This is a genomic window from Klebsiella sp. F11 (genome assembly GCF_056712265.1).
This window is the reverse complement of the sequence record NZ_CM160060.1, coordinates 940211-957739: the sequence shown is the minus strand read 5'-3', so window position 1 is coordinate 957739 and position 17529 is coordinate 940211. Positions and strand designations below refer to the sequence as shown.

18 protein-coding genes and 1 tRNA gene are annotated in these 17529 nt (G+C 58.4%); 5 read left to right on the top strand and 14 right to left on the bottom strand.

Features of this window, described 5'->3' with window-relative positions; translation table 11 throughout:
* Positions 1–3 precede the first annotated feature (3 nt).
* The 5 genes from AC1M2H_RS04875 to AC1M2H_RS04855 form a co-directional block, all read right to left on the bottom strand.
* Entirely contained in the window at positions 4–2082 is a 2079-nt protein-coding gene (locus AC1M2H_RS04875; RefSeq protein WP_480150514.1) for an ABC transporter permease, read from the bottom strand.
* Positions 2083–2142: 60 nt separating this feature from the next.
* Positions 2143–3174 carry an ABC transporter substrate-binding protein gene (locus AC1M2H_RS04870; RefSeq protein ID WP_480150513.1) on the bottom strand — a complete coding sequence of 344 codons (1032 nt, stop codon included), beginning with the start codon at positions 3172–3174 and terminating at the stop codon, positions 2143–2145.
* An 11-nt stretch (positions 3175–3185) separates the two neighbouring features.
* Positions 3186–4487, bottom strand: a complete 1302-nt coding sequence (uhpC, locus tag AC1M2H_RS04865; RefSeq protein ID WP_480150512.1) for an MFS transporter family glucose-6-phosphate receptor UhpC — start codon at positions 4485–4487, stop codon at positions 3186–3188.
* Between the two features lie 85 nt (positions 4488–4572).
* Complete coding sequence (locus AC1M2H_RS04860) at positions 4573–6114, bottom strand: MASE1 domain-containing sensor histidine kinase (protein WP_480150511.1); 1542 nt, start codon at positions 6112–6114, stop codon at positions 4573–4575.
* Positions 6114–6743 carry a response regulator gene (locus AC1M2H_RS04855; RefSeq protein ID WP_480150510.1) on the bottom strand — a complete coding sequence of 210 codons (630 nt, stop codon included), beginning with the start codon at positions 6741–6743 and terminating at the stop codon, positions 6114–6116. Before AC1M2H_RS04855 ends, AC1M2H_RS04860 begins: the two co-directional genes overlap by 1 nt.
* A 205-nt stretch (positions 6744–6948) precedes the next feature.
* Here AC1M2H_RS04855 and AC1M2H_RS04850 point away from each other — a divergent pair, with 205 nt between their 5' ends.
* The gene (locus AC1M2H_RS04850; protein WP_480150509.1) at positions 6949–7518 is read left to right on the top strand and encodes a cytochrome b; all 570 of its coding nucleotides are present in this window, start codon (positions 6949–6951) and stop codon (positions 7516–7518) included.
* 44 nt (positions 7519–7562) lie between these two features.
* On the opposite strand, the gene AC1M2H_RS04845 is transcribed toward AC1M2H_RS04850, so the two are convergent.
* Positions 7563–8141, bottom strand: a complete 579-nt coding sequence (locus tag AC1M2H_RS04845; RefSeq protein ID WP_480150508.1) for a YceI family protein — start codon at positions 8139–8141, stop codon at positions 7563–7565.
* Between the two features lie 164 nt (positions 8142–8305).
* On the opposite strand from AC1M2H_RS04845, the gene AC1M2H_RS04840 reads away from it, so the two are divergent.
* The gene (locus AC1M2H_RS04840) at positions 8306–8725 is read left to right on the top strand and encodes a GNAT family N-acetyltransferase (protein WP_480150507.1); all 420 of its coding nucleotides are present in this window, start codon (positions 8306–8308) and stop codon (positions 8723–8725) included.
* Between the two features lie 40 nt (positions 8726–8765).
* On the opposite strand, the gene AC1M2H_RS04835 is transcribed toward AC1M2H_RS04840, so the two are convergent.
* Complete coding sequence (locus AC1M2H_RS04835; RefSeq protein WP_480150506.1) at positions 8766–9500, bottom strand: SDR family oxidoreductase; 735 nt, start codon at positions 9498–9500, stop codon at positions 8766–8768.
* A gap of 96 nt (positions 9501–9596) precedes the next feature.
* Here AC1M2H_RS04835 and AC1M2H_RS04830 point away from each other — a divergent pair, with 96 nt between their 5' ends.
* Positions 9597–10427 carry a LysR family transcriptional regulator gene (locus AC1M2H_RS04830; protein ID WP_480150505.1) on the top strand — a complete coding sequence of 277 codons (831 nt, stop codon included), beginning with the start codon at positions 9597–9599 and terminating at the stop codon, positions 10425–10427.
* A gap of 375 nt (positions 10428–10802) precedes the next feature.
* On the opposite strand, the gene AC1M2H_RS04825 is transcribed toward AC1M2H_RS04830, so the two are convergent.
* On the bottom strand, positions 10803–11201 hold the full coding sequence (locus tag AC1M2H_RS04825) for a helix-turn-helix transcriptional regulator (protein ID WP_480152312.1): 399 nt from the start codon (positions 11199–11201) through the stop codon (positions 10803–10805).
* A 373-nt stretch (positions 11202–11574) separates the two neighbouring features.
* Here AC1M2H_RS04825 and AC1M2H_RS04820 point away from each other — a divergent pair, with 373 nt between their 5' ends.
* Positions 11575–12771 carry an IS110 family RNA-guided transposase gene (locus tag AC1M2H_RS04820; RefSeq protein WP_480150503.1) on the top strand — a complete coding sequence of 399 codons (1197 nt, stop codon included), beginning with the start codon at positions 11575–11577 and terminating at the stop codon, positions 12769–12771.
* A gap of 309 nt (positions 12772–13080) precedes the next feature.
* On the opposite strand, the gene AC1M2H_RS04815 is transcribed toward AC1M2H_RS04820, so the two are convergent.
* The 6 genes from AC1M2H_RS04815 to actS all read right to left on the bottom strand — a co-directional run bounded on the left by AC1M2H_RS04815 (position 13081) and on the right by actS (position 16691).
* Positions 13081–13956: an AraC family transcriptional regulator gene (locus tag AC1M2H_RS04815; RefSeq protein WP_480150502.1), complete on the bottom strand. Its 876-nt coding sequence runs from the start codon at positions 13954–13956 to the stop codon at positions 13081–13083.
* A 323-nt stretch (positions 13957–14279) separates the two neighbouring features.
* Entirely contained in the window at positions 14280–14765 is a 486-nt protein-coding gene (locus tag AC1M2H_RS04810) for an Hcp family type VI secretion system effector (protein ID WP_480150501.1), read from the bottom strand.
* An 18-nt stretch (positions 14766–14783) separates the two neighbouring features.
* Positions 14784–15110 (bottom strand): DUF1493 family protein, encoded by a 327-nt coding sequence (locus AC1M2H_RS04805; protein WP_480150500.1) that lies wholly within the window; start codon positions 15108–15110, stop codon positions 14784–14786.
* Positions 15104–15553, bottom strand: a complete 450-nt coding sequence (locus tag AC1M2H_RS04800; RefSeq protein ID WP_480150499.1) for an STM2901 family protein — start codon at positions 15551–15553, stop codon at positions 15104–15106. The genes AC1M2H_RS04805 and AC1M2H_RS04800 overlap by 7 nt, the downstream gene beginning before the upstream one ends.
* A 264-nt stretch (positions 15554–15817) precedes the next feature.
* Positions 15818–15891, bottom strand: a tRNA-Gly gene (locus AC1M2H_RS04795).
* A gap of 80 nt (positions 15892–15971) precedes the next feature.
* On the bottom strand, positions 15972–16691 hold the full coding sequence (gene actS, locus AC1M2H_RS04790) for an amidase activator ActS (RefSeq protein WP_480150498.1): 720 nt from the start codon (positions 16689–16691) through the stop codon (positions 15972–15974).
* 268 nt (positions 16692–16959) lie between these two features.
* On the opposite strand from actS, the gene idi reads away from it, so the two are divergent.
* The gene (idi, locus tag AC1M2H_RS04785; protein WP_480150497.1) at positions 16960–17511 is read left to right on the top strand and encodes an isopentenyl-diphosphate Delta-isomerase; all 552 of its coding nucleotides are present in this window, start codon (positions 16960–16962) and stop codon (positions 17509–17511) included.
* Positions 17512–17529: the final 18 nt, after the last annotated feature.

Here is a 17529-nt window from a genome sequence, read left to right as displayed (position 1 = left end):
GAATTACGCCTGATTTTTGGCTTTTGAGCGGGAGATTCGCGCCTCGCCGATCAGCCAGTCAAAGAGGAAAATAATCGCCAGCATCACGACTATCAGAATGGAGCCGTAGGCGATCGCCACGCCGTATTCGCCGTCTTCTACCCGGTTGAGAATGTAGGCCGTTGCCACCCGGGTATCCGGCGTGACGAGGAAGACAATCGCGCTGACGGTGGTAATGGCGCGCACGAAGCTGTAGATCAGCGCCGACAAAATAGCCGGGCGCAGCAGCGGCAGCAGGATATGGGTAATGGTGCGTAGGCTCCCGGCGCGCAGGCTTAGCGAGGCCTCATCCAGCGACTTATCGATCTGGCCGAGGCCGGCGATGCCCGCGCGAATGCCGACCGGCACGTTGCGCATCACCATCGACATAATCACAATCGCCGCCGTGCCGGTGAGGTAAACCGGCGCGCTGTTGAAGGCCAGAATGTACGATACCCCCGCCACGATGCCGGGAACCGCGAAGCACAGCATGGTGGTGAACTCGATGGTCTTTTTGCCCCTGAACTGCTGGCGCACCACCACCCAGGCGATCAGCAGCCCGAAGGCGGCGGTGATCGGCGCCGCAATTCCGGCGTACAGCAGGGTATCAAGCAGCGAAGGCCACGCGCCGTCGCTCATCCCCTGGCCAAAGAGCTTAATAAAGTTATCCAGCGTCAGGGTGTAGTCCACGCCCCAGTTGACGGTGAAGCTGCCGTAGAAAATGCTGCCGTAGAGCAGAGCGTTAAACGCAATCCAGATCGCCAGCAGGGCCACCACGCCCCGCACCAGCATCGCCGGCAGCGGCTGCACGTCGCCGCGGTAGGATTTGCCGGAAACGGTCACGTAGGAGCGCTTGCCGATCCACATATACTGCACGCAGAACACCAGCAGCGAAAACAGCAGCAGGAACGCGCCGAGGGTGCTGGCGGCCTGATAATCCAGCTGCGAGCCGGTAATGTAGAAGTAGATCTGCGTCGCCAGCACGTCGAAGTTGCCGCCCAGCACCAGCGGGTTGCTGAAGTCGGCCAGCGACTGCACGATAACGATCAGGAAGGCGTTCGCCAGCGCCGGCTTGAGCAGCGGGACGAATACGCCGTTAAAGGTTTGCCAGCGGCTGGCGCGCAGGGTATACGACGCCTCCTCCAGCGAGGGGTGAATGGTCTTGATGGCGCCGTCGAGGATCATAAACGCCATCGGGGTAAAGGCCAGCACCTGCGCCAGCCAGATGCCGGTAAAACCGTACAGCCAGTTGGTGTTGGTCAGCCCGAACCAGGTCACCATAAATTCGGTCACGTAGCCGGAGCGCCCCATCATCAGCGTGACGCCAAGCCCTACCACGAACGGCGGCGTGACGATCGGCAGAATCGAGAAGATGCGTCCGATGATGGCGCTGCGCTTCGCGATGCGGGTGGTGTAAATCGCCAGCACCAGCCCGAAGAAGGTGCAGCCGATCCCGACTGCGACCGACAGCAGGATCGAGTTGATAATGACCTGTACGATATGCGCCTGGGAGAGGACGCTGACAAACGCCAGCGGCGCGAACTCCCCGGCGGCGTTGGTGAACATCGGGATAAAAATGGCGATGCTCGGCCAGACGATAAAAATGCCGATCAGCGCGATGATGGTAATCAGCGAACCAATCACAAAGCGGTCGCCGCCCAGCCACTCGAGGCGCGTCAGCGCCAGGGTCATGATCGCGCCCAGCGCCACGAACAGCACGATGGCGGCGTAGCCTAAACCCCGGCCCTCGACGCTGGCGCTGATGACGATAAAGGCCATGCACAGCAGCGCCCAGCCGGCGTCAAAGTAGTGGCGGGCCCGCTGCTCGCGGCGCGCTTCGCTCAGCGGGCGAACCAGCAGCAGGCTAGGCAGCAGGTACCATAGCCAGCTAACGTTGACCTGCGACCAGCCGTAGGCGGCGAGGATCTCGTCGCGCGTCGACTCCAGCAGGCCGTAATCCAGGCTCCAGCCCGGCAGCAGGGCAAACGCCAGCCAGCCGAGTAAAACCCACAGGAATACCGCATCCCGTTTTTTCGCGGGATGAAGAGCTAATGTGTGTGACATAAGTTTTCCGGGTGTTGTTGGCCCGGCGGGGACGCCGGACGATAACCACTTGTCGCGGGCTTATTGACCCATCTTCACGTCGGCAACCCATTTATTAATGAGCGCTTTACGTACTTCCGTTGAGCCGTACTTATCCATGTCATAGCTGATGAGCTTGAGGTCATCGAGCTTCAGCGAGTTTGGCGAGGTTTCCGCCGTGGTGTTGGTGAGGATTTGATAGGATTTGCCCTTCTTCCACGCCAGCTCCTGGGCATCCTTCGACAGCACCCAGTCAACGAACAGCTTCGCGTTATCCGCGTTGCGCGCGCCCTTCAGAATGCTGACGCCGCCAATCTCGTAGCCGGTGCCCTCGCACGGGGAGATGAGCTCCAGCGGCGCGCCCTGCTCTTTTTCCAGCGAGTAGTCGTGAAGGAAGCCGATACCGATCGCCGTTTCGCCGCGGGCGGCGTTACGCGCCGGGGCGATGCCGGATTTGGTGTACTGGGAGACGTTGGCGTTGAGCTGCTTCAGATAATCAAACGCCTGATCTTCCCCCCACAGCTGGACGAAGGTTGCCAGCGCGGTATAGGCGGTGCCCGAGCTCTGCGGATCGGCAATCTGGATCTCGCCCTTGTATTCCGCTTTGGTCAGATCCTTCCAGCATTTCGGCACCGGCAGATTCTTCTCTTTCAGCCGCTGCGTGTTGACGCCGAAGCCGAGGATCCCGACGTAAACCGCCGAGGAGAGGTTGCCCTTCACCTTCGCCGGATCGCGGAACTTCTCCATGATCTGCGCGAGGTTAGGCGATTTATACGGTTGCAGCAGCCCCATTTCGCCGGCCTGCGACTGCGGATCGAGGGTACCGCCGTACCAGACGTCGGCCTGCGGGTTTTTCTTCTCCGCGTCCACCTTCGCCAGGGTACTGCCGGAACCGTTGCGGATAAACGAGGTTTTAACGTCGTACTTGTCGCCGAACGCCTTGGTTTCGGCTTCGCACATTTCGTTGGTGGCGCTGCAGTAGACCACCAGGCGGCCTTTAGCCTGCGCCGCGCCGCTGAGGGCGGCGAGCGCGAGTCCGGAAGCAATGAGGGTAGAGAGAAGCGTTGTTTTCATTATTCAGCCATTCAGGATGTTGTGTGATTGCGAGAAACGGTGACGCCCGACATCAGCAGAGGCATCAGTAATAAACCCATCAAAACGGCGGCCAGCGAGAGCAAGCTGAACATCCCCGACCAGCCGTAGCGTTCGATAACCTGCGACAGCGGCCAGCCGGCCAGCGCGGCCCCCAGATAGGCAAACACGCCGAGAAAACCGCTGATCGAACCCGCCGCCTGCTTGTGCCCGTACTCAACGGCGGCAAGGCCAATGAGCATCTGCGGACCAAAGACAAAAAAACCGACGCTGAAAAAGCACATCGCCAGCAGCGCGTAGTGGTGCACCGGCGCCAGCCACAGCGCGGCGACCGAGACCATTAGCCCCAGCGTGAACAGCAGGAGCATCGGCGCGCGCTGGCCGCTGAACAGCAAATCTGAACCCCAGCCGGCAAACAGCGCCCCGAGCAGTCCGCCGGCCTCGAACAGCATGACCGTGGCGTTGGCGCTCAGCAGATTGACGCCGTGGCTCTCCGCCAGCCAGATGTTGCCCCAATCGTTGAGCGCGATGCGGATCAGGTACACCAGCACGTATGAGGCGCCCAGCAGCCAGATCATCGGGTTCTGCAGCATGGTGGTGCGCAGCATCTGCCACAGCCCCATCGGCGGGCTCTGCAGCTCCTGGCGCAGCTCCAGCGGATCGTTGCGCCACTCGCCCACCGTCGGCAGCCCCTCCTCCTGCGGCGTACCCCGCAGCTGCGTGGTCAGCCAGATACCGAGTACGATGCTGATGATCCCCGGCGCCAGCATCGCCGCCCGCCAGCCCCAAAAGTGGGCGGCGAAGGCGCAAATCAGCGGCACAATCGCTCCGCCGATATTGATGGAGGTGTTCCAGCATCCCCACCAAAAGCCGCGTTCGTTGCGCGAGTACCAGTGGGTTAACAGCCGGGCGCAGGGCGGCCATCCCCATCCCTGGAAAAAGCCGTTTAGCGTCCAGATACACAGCAGCGCCGGCAGGGAGTGGCTAAACACGAACAGCACGTTCAGCACCCCGGTCGCCAGCAGGCCAATCCCCATAAACGCCCGCTGTCCGTGGCCGTCATGCCACAATCCGGCGGCAAATTTCGACAGGCCGTAGCTCAGATAAAACAGCGAGCCGATCAGCCCGATGTCGCTTTTGCTCAGCCCCATGTCCAGCTGCAAAACCGGCAGCACGTAGTTGATGCTTTTGCGCGTCAGGTAGAACGCGGCGTAGCCAATGACCATGCACAGCAGCAGCCTCGGGCGCTGGGTCCGGTAGCGTTGGGCGATCTGTGCGGCAGACAGTGCGGGCATGGCGTTCTCCGTTTAGGCTGACGATATAAAAGCGCGGGGCAAAATGGATGAGAGAAAGTCCGGGGCGGCTAAGACTTTTTCCTGGTTAACGAAGTGTTTGTGACGAAAATGTGGGCAGGTTAACAATTACGCGCGTGCCGCCGCGTGATTCCAGGGTCAGCTCGCCGCCGAGAGCGTGGACCCGCTCGCGAATGCCCTGCATGCCAAAGCCTGGCGTATTCTGCGGGCCGAGGCCGCTGCCGTTATCCCGCACCTCGAGGTACAGACCGTCGCCCTGCTGGCAAAGCAGGATCGCCACCTCGCTGGCGCCGGCGTGCTTGCTGACGTTATTGAGCAGCTCCTGCAGCAGGCGATAGAGGGTAAAGACCAGGGTTTCGCTGGCCGGCGGAGTCGCCAGCCGGTAGTCGAAGCGGCAGTCAATCCCGCGCTCGGCAAAAGCGAACTCCTTCACCAGATGGTGCAGCGCCTCCTTGAGCGACAGTTCGTCCAGCGCCGGGGGGCGCAGCTGGCGCAGCATCTGGCGGGTGGAGTGGTGAATGCGCTGGGCCAGGGCGTTGATTTGTCCGGCGGCCTCAATCGCCAGGGTGCTGCCGCCGGCCCGTTTGACCAGCTGCGACTGGATCTGAATGGCGGTGATGTTCTGCCCGATTTCATCATGCAGCTCGCGGGCGAGATGCTTGCGGGTATCCTCCTCCGTGTGGATCAGCTTCTCCGTCAGCTCGCGCCGGGTCTGCAGCTCCTGCTCCAGCCGGCGGCGATAGCGATCGAGATTGAGCGCCAGATGCTGCTGGCGGCTGATGGCGATGCCAAGGCCGATCCCCAGCAGCGACTGGGTGGCGAGGAAAATCTCAAGCTCCAGCAGGTCCGTAAACCCGCCGCCCACCTGGCGCGCGATGGCGATCATCATGCTGCCAAGCAGGCCGGACAGCACCCCGCCCTGCCAGCCAAACTTCCACGCCATCACCACGTTAGGCAAAAACACCACGATCAGCAGCAGCCGCTCCAGCGCCGGGGAGAGCACCATCTGGGTGCCGATGCCGATGATAAAAAACAGGCTGCACCAGATAATCAGCGAGGCGCGCAGCGGCGGGTTGCTGGTATCCAGCCCCAGCAGCTGATAGCGATGCTGCTGGCGCAAAAACTCGAACATCAGATAGACAAAGGGCGTCAGCAGCACGCCGCCGGTAAACGAGGCCAGCCCGAGCAGCGTCGCGGGGCTTTGCAAAAAGGCGATCAGGGTCAGGGTCTGGAGCAGCGCGTTGGCGCTGACCGCGGCGATCAGCAGCGACAGCCGCTGCCAGTAGAGCGGGAAACGGTACCAGAAACGCTGCGCCATAGAGGCCGAGAACATGCCCACCAGCGGGACGATCGCGATCGTGTAGCCGGTCAGCAGCTGCTCGCTGCGCAGCCAGCCGATCGCCGCCAGCGGCGGCAGGACCACCGCCGGCCAAAAGCGGCGCGGCAGCAGGATCAGCAGCGCCAGATAGACGCCCTGGGGCAGGAACAGCACCGCCTGCTGGCCGTTGTGGGTCAAATAGAAGCTGAGCGTCCACAGCATCAGCCAGCCGCTTCCCCAGGCCAGGGTGATAAACAACGTCAGGATCAGATGGCGGGAGGCGCGTGTCATCAATGGCCCGTCAGCAGCTGATTATCGAGAGCGAAATGCACCAGCTCGATGGTGCTGCCGCACTGCAGCTTGCTCAGCACGTTAGCCCGGTGAACGTGGACGGTTTTATGGCTCAGCGCCAGGCTGAAGGCGATCGCCTTCACGCTCTCCCCTTTCACCAGCAGCTCGAATATCTCCCGCTCGCGCGGGGTCAGGACGTCGAGCGCTTTTGGCGACGATTCGCCGCCGCGCAGCGCCTTAAGCGCATCAACGCACAGGTAATGGCCGCCCATCCCCACCGAACGTACCGCCTGCACCAGCTCTTCCGGGCCGCAGCGTTTGGTCAGATAGCCGCTCGCCCCGGCATCGATGGCGCTCTGCACAAAAGCCGGGGTGTCGTAGATGCTGAGAATAATGGCGCGAAACCCCGGCTGCCGCTGGCGCAGGCGTTTGAGCAGGCTCAGGCCATTCTCATCGGGCATGGCGATGTCGAGCACCGCAACATCAATTTCGCTGCGCATCAGCGCCGGCCACGCCTCGGCGGCGCTGCTGTACTGCCCCGCCACGATAAGATCGTCTTCCAGATTTAATAGCTGGGCAAAACCGGAGCGAACGACCACATGGTCATCCACCAGGGCGACTCTGATCATGATGCAATACTCTTGGCGGAAAGTTGTTTTATGATGCCTGTTAGCGCGGCGCAGGCAATGCCGCAGCCGCCGTTATGTAATGAATGTAACAAAATTGCAATAAACCGACCCGTGCGGACGAGCGCCCGATAGAAAAATTTTCCGAATAGATATTCCCCCTGGCGCGTTTACCCATCATCAAACACCGCTGATGGAGTCCCCTACTATGAAAGAACTGTCCCCCACCGCGCAGCGCCAGAGCTATGATCGCCTCACGTTGACGCTGCACTGGCTGACCGCCGCCTGCGTCATCTTTCTCTTTTCCAGCGCCCATATCTGGGCGTGGCTGGAGCGCGGCACGCCGTTGCGAAAAGAGCTGCAGGCCCTGCATATCTCGTTCGGCATCTTGCTGGCGCTGACGATCGTCGTGCGCCTGCTGTGGCGTATTATCAGCCAGCGCATCCCGCGCTACGCCCTGCCCCCGGCCCGGCAGCCGCGCCCGATGAAGCTTGCCGCGCACGCCGTCCACGGGATGCTGTACCTGCTGCTGTTCGCCCAGGCCACGCTGGGCTTTCTATTTCGCTGGGCGCAGCAGGAGCCGTTCCGCTTTTTTGGCGGGCTCGATCTCTCCGGCTGGGTGAGCATCGATCCCACGCTCAGGCATACCCTGGGAGAGTGGCACAATAACGTGGCGTGGGCGCTCATTACTCTCGCCTGCGCCCACGCCCTGGCGGCGCTGGCCCACCACTACCTGCTTCGCGATAACGTGCTGTCCCGGATGCTGCCCGGCCGTTAATCCCCGTCGTTAGATAACTCCCACGCGAATAGCGCGCGTGGGCGTTATGCCCGATGCCGAATTTTAGCCTCAATGGCGATATCAATGGTGACGGTATCGCCCACCAGCGCCGCCAGGCTGTCCATATTAAAAGCCGCACGAGAGATGGCGGTCGTCGCATGCAGCGAAAGCACCTCCCGGCCGACGGGGTTGCTCGTCGAATCTTTGAGAGCCGCTTCCAGCATGACCGGGCGCAGAATATTTTTTACGCCGAGGTAGCCAAAAACCCGAAAGCGCCCGCCTCCCAGCGCCACCACGCGGCTGCTGGTAAAACGGATCGCTGGATAACGATCGGCATCGAAAAAAAGAGGGCCTTTCATTTGCCAGGTCAGCAGATTATTGGAAGCCGCGAGGGTGGCGACCGGGATATTGACGCTCAGCCGATCGTCCATGTCATTATCCGTATCCAGCGTCAGTTCCCCCGTTACGCCGGCAAGGTGCGCCTGCGAGGTGCCGCCGAAAGCGTGCCATGAAAGCCCGATTGCGGTATCGGGGGTGCTGATGCCGTAACTAACCGGCATCGCGTACAGCGGCGCCGGGCCGAGCAAGAGCCCGAAGGCGATAGCGGAAACTGTGCGCATCATAGTGGGTTATCCTCAGTGTTGATAACCGGTAAACGCGCCTGGCCCCGTTTTTATTCATTTCTATTTTTGCCGACGGATCGGTAGTTTGCCGGCGACGCGCGCAGCGGTTGAGCGAACGCGTGGTTGATGGTAAACAGGGGAACGCCCACTATCGAGATCAATACATGTCAGCAACCTACGCCATTGTGGAAACCGTTCCTCCGGCAGACGATTTTTGTCGCCTGCGCGTCATCTCCGGTTTAACGCCCCGCCCTCTTGAGGCGGCGAAACGCGCGCTGCCCCGCAGCTGCCACGGCGTATACGTGGAGCATTCCGGGATAATTGTCGGCATGGGACGCATCGTTGGCGACGGCGCGCTTAACTTCGAGATTGTCGATGTTGCCGTCGATCCGGCGCATCAGGGCAAGGGGCTGGGGCGAAAAATCATGGAGCATCTGATGGCCTGGCTTGAGCTGCATGCGCCGACGGGCGCCTACGTCAGCCTGGTCGCCGACGTTCCCGAACTGTATAAAAAATTTGGCTTTCAGCTGGTGCGCCCGGAGAGCGAAGGCATGGCGCTGGTGTGGGGATCGCACAGGGGTTGAAGGGAGGAGTCATCCCCCCCCCTTCTTTTAGCGGGGACCGCTACGCGCCCTGGCGGGTCGCGGCGAGGACAATTTCGCGAATGCAGACGTACTGCGGCTGGGAGTAGGCGTACTCGATAGCGTGGGCTACGTCTTCCGGGCTGAGAACTTTGCCGCCCATATCCTGCTTCCACGCCTGGTAACCGGCCTTAATGTCGTCGCTGGAGGTATGGCTCAGCAGCTCGGTCTCGACGGCGCCGGGCGCAATCACCACCACCCGCACGTTATGCGGCGACAGCTCTTCACGCAGGTTTTCCGACAGGCCGTGGACGGCAAACTTGGTCCCGACGTACACCACGTGGTTAGGGAAGGTTTTGCGCCCGGCAATGGAGCTGATGTTAATAATGGTGCCGGCCTTGCGTTCAACCATCCCTTTGGTGACGGCATGAACGCCGTTCAGCAGGCCCTTGACGTTCACGTCCAGCATCTGCTCCCACTCATCCGGATCCTGCTGGTCAATGTTACCCAGCAGCATCACGCCGGCGTTGTTCACCATCGCATCCACCGGCCCGAACTGCTGTTCCGCTTCGGCGATCGCCGCGGCGACCGCCTGGCGGTCGGTAACATCCACCGCGCGGCACAGGGCGTTCGGCAGATTTAGCGCCGTCATACGCTCGACGCGACGGGCCAGCAGGAGCAGCGCATGTCCGCGCTCTGAGAGCAGTCTGGCGGTCGCCAGGCCAATGCCGGAGCTTGCGCCGGTAATCACAACTAAAGGTTTTACTGCAGCGTTCATGGCGTTACCTCATAAATAAAATTGATGGCGCTACTTTAAATCCGCATAGATATGGTGAAAAATGGTTTGTTTTTCTCACAGCCATAAAAAATAACTATGGATAAACGACAGCTCGGCGCCTTCATCTGCGTGTTTGAAGAGCGAAATATTACCCGCGCGGCTGAACAGTTAAGTCTGACGCAGCCGGCGCTATCCGCCACCATCAAGGCCCTGGAAGAGGAGCTGGGAACGCGGCTTTTCGTGCGCAAGCCGCGAGGAGTAGAGGTGACCGAGGACGCGAGAGCGCTCTATCCTCACGCCTGCCGGATGATCCAGGATATGGCCGCGCTAAGCACCCGCTTTCGCAAGCGCCAGGACAAGCTGCCGCTGAGTATTGGCATTGAGCAGGATATCGCCTCTCCCTGCCTCGATCCGCTGCTGCAGAAGATCCGCCTGGCGATGCCGGACACCCTGGTCACGCTCGATCCCGGCTGTACGGGCGATATTCGCCTCGGCTGCGAAAGCCTGCGCTGCGAGGATGAGCTTTTTATGCCGCTGTTCGAAGAGCGCTACGTGCTGGCCTATCCCGCCGCGCACCCGCTGGGCCAGCTGGCGGAGCTGACGTCGGAACAGCTCTGTAGCCAGCCGTGGGTGATGTATCCGGCTCACGACTCCCATCAGCGATTCCTGCCGTTTTACGGCGCCTCGGCCGGCGCCCCCAGCGCCAACGCCGGAAGCTTTAGCCTGGCGCTCGATCTGGTAGAGGCGGGCTTCGGTCTGGCGATCGCCCCCCGCTCGCTGGTTGAATCGCGCTGCGAGCTGAGCTCGCGTCAGCTGCCCGGCTATCCGCTACTGCGCCGGGTCGGCATTTGTTACGCCATGCAGGCGGTGGAAATAGCCGCCGTGGAGCAGTTGCTGAATATGTTAAGCCGACAGGCCGCCGTTTGATTGAATATCTGCAAGAGAAGCCTGAAATCGCCGGGAGCTACTCTCTATTCCGCGCTACCTCAGGCCATTGGCACACAGGGTGCAATAAAACATCCGGCCCGCCGCCGAACTTGACGCGGAAGCGGGCCAGATGGTGTGCTTAATTATCGGCGTCGATCCCGATATTAAAACATCTCTCGCGTCTCCATTGCTCTTTGCTTATTCGGCAGCCTATGCAAAATGCGACTCAGCAGCTGGGAAATCACGGCGAGTGCAAGCATGTACCATCCCGCGCTGGCAAAGACAAAACCATTAAGTTCAGCAAAGCTCAATGTATGGATGGATTATTTTCAGCAAAAACCCTCCTTCCCTCGAATAGCGGGGAGTGCCTGTACATTACTCTGCGCTGCGTTGTTTCATCTCATTATCCCGCCAGCGTTCCCAACGGTTTCTGAGTTCACTCCTGCTGGTGCCAATATTTTCATGCAATATCGTCGCCTGGCGCATTCGATCAGCCCGGAAATGACGAAAGCCGCCGCGTAGCTCGCACCAGCTAATGAGGAGACAGCTGGTCTGGTCATAGCCCAGCATCACCGGCCAAACGATTCTTTGAGTGATGTCGCCGGAGCTGGAGCAGTAATCCAGTAAAAGCTTTTTGCCTTCCCGAATAGCGATGCGTATCTTTCGCGTATCGGGTTTGCAGCTGCCTGACTCATCCGGTTTTATCCCTACTGCCGAATAAGATAAATAACCGAGCAGCCGTGCGGGGACCGCCGAGGCAATTTTTGCCAGCACGTCGCTGGCGTTATTCGCCAGAGTCGCATCCGGTAAGCGCCGCACCAGCTCTGCGCCAAGAAAGATGGCTTCCAGCTCCTCGGCCGTAAACATCAAAGGGGGCATATCGTAATCTGAACTTAAAACATAGCCACAACCCGCCCCCCGTTACTTTATTCATACCCCTTATAATGGGGTGTTAGCCAGCCAGACCCGGCATGATTACTGCCCCCTGTCGTCCATGATCCGGGGGGTGATGTCACCGGGTCTGGTGGGGCGCTGGTAACCGCTAATAGGGGGCAGGTCAGACATCATGTCGGGACCGTCTGTAACGTGGATGCCGGTACCTGCTCCCCGTGGTTATCTGGTTAACCCGTATAAACAGGGAGACAGAATGACCGAATCTAGTGGTTACGAATCAGTCCAGGTCTTTATCGGTGTTGATGTCGGTAAAGATACTCATCACGCTGTTGCCGTTAATCGTCCAGGTAAGCGCCTGTTCGATAAAGCGTTACCCAACGATGAAAACAAACTCCGGTCGCTGATATCTGACCTGAAACAGCATGGTCAGATACTGCTGGTTGTTGACCAGCCTGCCACCATCGGCGCGTTACCCGTCGCAGTTGCCCGCTCTGAAGGCATCCTTGTCGGATACCTCCCCGGACTGGCAATGCGCCGCATCGCCGACTTACATGCCGGTGAAGCCAAAACCGATGCCCGTGATGCGGCCATCATTGCCGAAGCAGCACGTACTCTGCCTCATGCGCTACGCACACTAAAGCTGGCTGACGAGCAAATCGCCGAACTCTCCATGCTCTGCGGCTTCGATGATGATCTTGCTGCACAAACAACGCAGGCCAGCAACCGTATCCGTGGCCTGTTGACCCAGATACATCCGGCACTGGAACGTGTTCTGGGCCCACGGCTGGATCATCCGGCAGTACTCGATCTTCTCCAGCGATATCCCTCACCCGAAAAACTCGCTTCGCTGGGTGAGAAGAAGCTGGCAACCCAGCTCTGCAAACTCGCACCTCGTCTGGGAAAGCGCCTTGCTGCAGATATCACCCAGGCACTGACAGAGCAAACCGTCGTCGTTCCCGGCACGAATGCCGCTGTCGTTGTTCTGCCCCGCCTGGCTCTCCAGCTCATCACACTGCGTAAGCAAAGAGACGAGGTGGCTCTTGAGGTAGAACAACGGGTTCTTGCTCACCCTCTTTACCCGGTCCTGACCAGCATGCCCGGAGTCGGTGTCAGGACCGCTGCCAGACTCCTCACAGAGGTTGCCTGCCGCGCCTTCGCCTCTGCTGCACATCTCGCAGCTTATGCCGGTCTTGCGCCTGTAACCCGGCGTTCCGGTTCATCCATACGAGGGGAGCATCCCTCACGACGGGGTAATAAGACGCTCAAACGGGCGCTGTTCCTGTCAGCCTTCGCTGCGCTCAGAGATCCGATCTCCAGGGCTTACTACACACGCAAAATGAGCCAGGGAAAACGCCACAACCAGGCGCTTATCGCTCTCGCAAGACGGCGTTGTGACGTCCTGTTCGCCATGATGCGTGACGGGACTTTTTATACCCCTACGGCGTCATAACATGCTTGACAACTTAATAGGGGCACCCCCCCGAAAGATTTACCCTGGGAAAACAGGACGGCGCAGTTTCGCGATCCCGAAGGCTCGTTGATTTCACTTTATACTCCGGTAACGGAAGCGGCGAAAACGCGCTTTAATCGGGGATAAGAGGAAGGCAAACCGCTACCGGCCGAAAGAAAGATGGGAGGGCTGCCCGGGGAAGTTGAAGTCCCAGATTAAATCTGGACGACGCCACTCCCCCGGAGAAAAAACGCACCGGGAAACTTCCCGGCGCCTCTCACTTCTGCAGCGGCGGTAGCCAGGATCGGCTTATTTCAGCGGCAAATAGATATCCGTGAGCAATTCATGTTCCGCCACCTCGTGCACAAAGTTGTGGTAGTGAAAGAAGAGCGGGAAGTCGCGCAGCTCTTCTCCGCTACCGGGCAGCCAGTCGCGATACAGAGCCTGCGCCAGGCCGGTTAACGCATCGTGCGATCCCTGATGGCGCAGCACCGCGCATCGGCCCGCGGGGATTTCGTTATTAACCACCCCGAAGCGATTATCTTCGGCAATCGGTGACGTTACCGTTCCGCAAATATGGAACTCAAATTCATCCGCTGGCGTTGTGGCCGGATCGTCCGGAGCAACACCATACGTTTGGCTGCTGGCAACGGGTGAAAGACCCGTGCCTTTTCGCCATTCAATAAAGCGGGCCGCAGTTTCGTTTATGAGCTCCGGTTGGCCGCGGTGGCTCAACATGGCAACCGGCGTGGCGGAAAAGTTAATGATCCTGACCTGGCCTTGCATCGTTTTTCTCCTCGTTTGATAAGCTTCTGATATACGCTGATGCCAGTCGACCCAGAGGGGACGCTGGCGAAACTGCGTCGGTGACAGACCAAACATTTGCCTGAAGGCGCGGCTGAATGATTCGGCATGCTGAAAACCGGCGTCGAACGCGATATCGGTGATTCTCTCTAACGGATTAAAAGCCAGCCGATAGGATGCGCGTTTTAAGCGCATCATCTGGATGTAACGACCAGGCGGCATGCCGCAATAGCTGCAAAACTGACGATGGAAATGAAATGGCGAAAAGTAGGCCACTTCGCTGAGTTTTTCCAGCAACAGCGCGTCGTCGAGATGGCGGTCAATATAATCAAAAACCTGATTAAAACGTCTGGCGTAACTATCGGTCTTGTTATCACACATGGCTTCCTCCGTGCCTCTTAATATGCGCAAAGGCGATGTGATTTGCCTGACCGATCTTGCGCAAAATAACAAAACCGCAAAAGAAACCAGTCGCAAGGTGCGGCCTTAGCTGCCGCAGACAAACGCCCTCCCAGAGCGGCGTTATCAATGATGGCGCCGGGATGCGTCAAAAAATGGAGTATGCCGATCCAGAACTGGCGGTTGGCAATGAGCCGTTTTATTATCGAGTTCGGTGACCGCCTGAGCGATCGTCTTTAATGCGGCGGCAGTTACACAGAATTATTTACAGGGTTATACGAGGGGGAGCGCAACGCCCCCTTTCTTTATGTCGTTGGGCGTTCGTTCCAGGCGTCTGTATACTGGATATTACCATCCACAATACGCCAGGTGATTTTTTCATAACGCAGTTGCACGCTCTCCAAATGCCCCGTACCTGTTACAGTCCGAGTGTCGTGAACAATTGGCGTTACAGAAACAACCTTCACACCTTCCAGCAGAATATTGAAGTATTCCACTTCCTGACCAGCGTCATTAATATGATAGAACTTGAATTCAGCACTTTGCAGCGTCTGGCCAGTGGCAACGGCTTTGTAAAGGTATGGGCTGGAAGAATCAATCTCTTTATCGAACAGAAATGGCGCGTGTTTACGTGTGCCCGTCAATTTTCCTGTAGCGCCATCGGTAGGAATGCTGAGATTATGTGTAAGACCGCGAAGTTCGACACTCCCCTCACGATATTGAACATCGGAACCGCCACGGATTACCGCGCCGCCATCATCTTTCAAAAATAAGTGTACAGGTACAGCCATTCTTAAAACTCCTTGTAATCAATCGTATAACCAGCGTCCGGCTTTAGCTGACTCTGCGAACATTCGTACAGTTAGCGGCTTTGATACTTGCCTGATCGGCTCTTTGTTAAACCATTTGCGGTATACAGAATCTCTTTCCCACGGGTAGTAGGCATCAAAATTGATCGCCGATACATCGACGTTAAATTTTTCCCCGAAATCCTCGATTGCATAAGGCAATTCATCCCATTCAGCGTAGCCTTGTAACGGCGTATCAAACTCAATTGGGATAGGCTTAAAAGTAAAGGTTACTGCAAGAGATAACTCTCCTCGGAAAAACTCTAATACTTCACCATCTGTCACCATACGCGATCTTCTTTTCTGGCTACAGTGTTGTAGGTATTCACCGTTTTATAGGTAATCTGAGCGACATCACTCGCCAATAGTGCCCAGCCTATAACAGGGATTGAGCGCCCGACGAATGCGCCTAAATTGTTAGTCATCATTGGCTTTAAGTACTTGATACTGGCATTGGTTATAGTGGGAAGTCTGATAGGGAGTTTTACGTTGAGCAAATCGCGGGAATACTTAGAAGCAATTGAGGTGCCAGGTGTCGCACCGTATGGCTTGCCTCTGGTTTTCAACAAAGGTAGACCAAGAACAATACAGGCCATCTCTATAACGTCAGAGATCCCGCCAAACTGTTCATCAATCTTATCGAGAAAGATCCAGAAAAATAGCTCACCCGCCGAAATGTTGCAGACACCTTTATAGAAGTATGTTTCATTAAGTTGTTCTACTGTATCCATCAGTAACCCTTTAATTGCTAATGACTTCTTCGCTTATCGTACTACTATGCAATCGGACACAGGACAGTTTTCTTCCACGAAACTTCTGATTTTTAGGCAATAGAAGCCATAAAGCCTCATTGGTGATACAGCAACAAGCGGAGCGGAGCGATTTTCTTGTGTTGGTACTCGTCGTTCAATGGTAGAACGATCGCGACAACTTATCCAAGGTAACCCATTGAAAGAAAATGAGTTTTATCGAGGCTTGCCACAAGGAGAGAGATCTGGAGCGGGCGAAGGGAATCGAACCCTCGTATAGAGCTTGGGAAGCTCTCGTTCTACCATTGAACTACGCCCGCGAAGAGGTGCGAGGGCCATTATAGACCTTACGCACCGTCTGACAAGACTGGCCCATGCTAACTGCTGATAAAATAACCCGTTAGCACTTAGGCTTACTGCCCTGCGGCGGCAAATAGCGCTGCGGATCGATGGCCGTTGCCCGGTAGCGTATCTGGAAGTGCAGACGCACGGAGTCGGCATCGGTGCTGCCCATCGTGGCGATCTGCTGGCCTATCTTCACGCTCTGGCCGTTGTTGACCATCATTTTATCGTTATGCGCATAGGCGCTGATGTAGTCATCGCTGTGCTTAATCATGATTAGATTACCGTAGCCGCGCAGCTGGTTGCCGACGTACACCACCTTCCCCGCGCCGGCCGCATATACCGGCTGGCCGCGCGTACCGGCGATATCAATGCCCTTATTGCCGCCATCGTTTGAGGAGTAAGGCAGGATGACCTTACCGCTGGTCGGCCAGCGCCAGCAACGCTGCCCTACCGGCGGCCACGTGACCGGCGGCAGAGCGGCCGGCGGCTTAGCCGCAGCGGTGCGGGTCGCGGCGCTTTTCTTCGCGCTCTTGCCGCCGCTCGTTCCCGACGCGCTGTTCAGCTTCAGGCGCTGCCCCACTTCGATGGTATAGGGCGGCGAAAGATTATTCAGCCGGGCCAAATCTTTGACGCTGGTGCCGGTGGTGCGGGAAATGCGGTACAGCGTATCGCCGCGCTTAACGGTATAGGCGGAACCGGAATCGGATGAGCTGGAGCATCCGGCAATCACCAGGCTGCTAACCAACATCATAGCGATATAAAAGCGTTTTCTCATCGGGCGTCCTGCACTCAACACAACTCTCACCTCGTCGGAATGGACGATTATCATACCAGCCCGCAGCCGGATCCCCAATCGATACGCCTCTTACCCTTAAGGATTAAACGCCCGGCGGACGGCCGCCTGTGACGCGCCTTCCCGTCAACTGTCCGCTTCCTGGGCTTGTTTTGGTAATGCCTTTCGTCCGCGAATGGTCTACCCTAACGGCCTGAGTACATGGCCCGGCGGGTTTGTACCGGGTCATTTTTTATTTTCAGGAGTCGTTATGACCGGGGAACACGTCATTTTGCTGGACGAGCAGGATAAGCCAGCCGGCATGCTGGAAAAGTATGCCGCTCATACCTTAGATACCCCACTACACCTCGCGTTTTCCTGCTGGCTGTTTGACGAACGGGGCCAGCTGTTGGTCACCCGCCGTTCGCTGGAGAAGAAGGCCTGGCCGGGCGTGTGGACCAACTCGGTCTGCGGACACCCTCAGGAGGGCGAAACGTTCGAACAGGCCGTTACGCGGCGCAGCCGCTTTGAGCTCGGCGCCGAAATCACCGATATCGTGCCGATCGCCCCGCGGTTTCGCTACCGGGCCGTCGCCCCCAACGGCATCGTCGAGAACGAAGTCTGCCCGGTATACGCCGCCCGCGTCGCCGGCCCGCTGCGGCCGAATAGCGATGAGGTCATGGACTATCAATGGTGCAGGCTGGCGGATCTGCTCAACGCGCTGGCGATAACGCCGTGGGCCTTCAGCCCGTGGATGGTGCTGGAGGCCCTGGATGAGGACGCCCGCGCGGCGCTGCAAGACTACGTTGCGCCACTGCGCTGAGGATCGATAACGCCTCCT